The sequence below is a fragment of the Paramuribaculum intestinale genome, assembly GCF_003024925.1.
Lineage (GTDB): Bacteria > Bacteroidota > Bacteroidia > Bacteroidales > Muribaculaceae > Paramuribaculum > Paramuribaculum intestinale.
The window spans coordinates 1-2,032 of sequence record NZ_PUED01000297.1 but is presented as its reverse complement, the minus strand read 5'-3'; the positions used below and the strand labels follow the sequence as shown (position 1 = coordinate 2,032).

Below are 2,032 nucleotides of genomic sequence, written 5' to 3'. Positions count from 1 at the left end.
CACAGCGTACACTCCGATGCCGCACCCACCCGTCATTTGTTCGGTCCCATATATGTGCCGACCGCCAGAATCGCACCGGTGCTTTTCTCCCACACCGCGTAGACAAACGGCCGGTCAAATGTCACATAACAACGCCTGTCAGCACCATCGATACCACCGGCGGTCACCGATTTCACTTCACTACCCTCCTCATCGACCGAAATCGACGTACGCTGGACTACCTTCCCACCCACAGGCGAAATGAGCCCCAGTCCGGGCATGACAAAGCCTGAGGCCAGACTCGACGCACCCATCGCCGACAATATACGGCTGACATCGTGATCGCTTGTTATTTCCATGCGTGGAATATCCAATCCAAACGACCCGCTACGCATGCCTTCGCCCGAACTGCCGGTAGTAATTTCATACCATCCACCGGCGCCCAGACTCCTTATCAGATCCCTGACCGACATGTTTTTGGCTGGCAGCACAGCTGTAAAATTGTATGCACCGTTGCCGTATGGCATAGTCACCGACTGGATCGCATCTTCCGTCGACATCCCGCCATCAGCTCCGATACCAGAATAATAGCCGGCACCGACATTATCAGCATGCATCATATCAACATCTTCGCAACTGCCGTCGGCAAGAAAAAATGGCGACTTCTTTGTGGCGGACCTATCAAATTTCTTCGTCCATGCTCCACGGAAATACAAGGTCGACGCCCACAGAGCAGCCATTGACCGATCTATATTCTTTACTACGTCGTCGAAACCGGTTCGCTCGAATATCCAGGCATTGATTTTTCCAACCGAGCTACGTTCGGAAAAATCAATGCATTTTATATCCGTCATATAATCATTATACAGGATCGACACATATCCGTCTGTGGCTCTCGCCGGCTCACCAGACCCGCTATTCAGCCATACCCCGTTGTCAAGCCGCATCTTCGCTTCCTTATCAATACCGGGAAGAGATTGCTGCAATTTACCGAAATAGGAGTTGAGCCACAGCTTCTGAACATCGCTGACGCCCATAGCCGCAAGAAATTCGGCGCAGACATCATCATCAGCCGCATTGGCAAGCATCCCGACCATTATCGCAGCGCTCAAAGGCGACACGACAACACTACCCTCTGTCTGGCAGCATATTTCGCCAAGCATGTCGAATGCAAACGGCTGCATGGCCTCACTTACATAAAACTCCTCCGCCTCAAGCTCTATCGGCTCATACGGATTGTTATCCACAGGATTATCAGCGTCACCATCACTCGCACACCCCCACAGCCCCGCCGCAAAGATCGGCAGAAGCAGAAACAACGTCTTTATTCGCTTGTTCATATTCATTTTTTCCTTATATTAGTCAGACTCATCATTTGATCCCCAAAATAAACTTGAGACGGCCAATTTATAGGATCGACATAAAAGCCATTACTATTGCCATCCCATCCCCAATTATAATAAAACTTCTGCATCATTGAACTACTACCACGTTCTCCCATTGTAGTAAATGGTCCTGACGCGTCTCCCAATTGACCAGTCGGAACAATCAAAGCATAGCCAATATCTGTGGATGCTTCGGTCAGTCCCTCACACACCCATGCATGCCCAACATTATCTGCAATATTAGCCCCTCTCATATACACGGGACGACGATTCTTCAGCGATTTTGTTATCTCATTTATATTATGTGAAGAGTTAAACGTATATGCATATCCCATATCTGACAACGCAGCCTGTGCATAATAGATATTAGAGCTTGATGAATAACCATAATCCATTTCCACTTTGTCACCTATATAACGCAGGAATCTAGCTAGCTCAGGAACACTTTCAGTGGAATACAATGGCATACGAGAAAAATCAAATCCCGGCAGATAAGCGTGATATTTCAAAATCTGCCCCAAAGCCACAGCAACACATCCTACAGCATACCTATTAGTGATTTGCTCATTATACGGATACCATTGCCCCCACATCGTTTTAATAAGTGGCTGGATATTAGTAGTATATACAGTTTGATCCTTTACTAGTATATAGGATATCTCATTGAC

The 2,032-nt window shown here is 47.6% G+C and carries 2 protein-coding genes; both read right to left on the bottom strand.

Translation table 11 applies throughout. From position 1 onward, the window contains the following. Positions 1-32: 32 nt before the first annotated feature. Positions 33-1,319, bottom strand: a complete 1,287-nt coding sequence (locus C5O24_RS12940; RefSeq protein WP_161553912.1) for a serpin family protein — start codon at positions 1,317-1,319, stop codon at positions 33-35. 2 nt (positions 1,320-1,321) lie between these two features. Then, a partial coding sequence (locus C5O24_RS12935) for a C10 family peptidase (RefSeq protein WP_205961123.1) occupies positions 1,322-2,032 on the bottom strand: 711 nt, incomplete at its 5' end.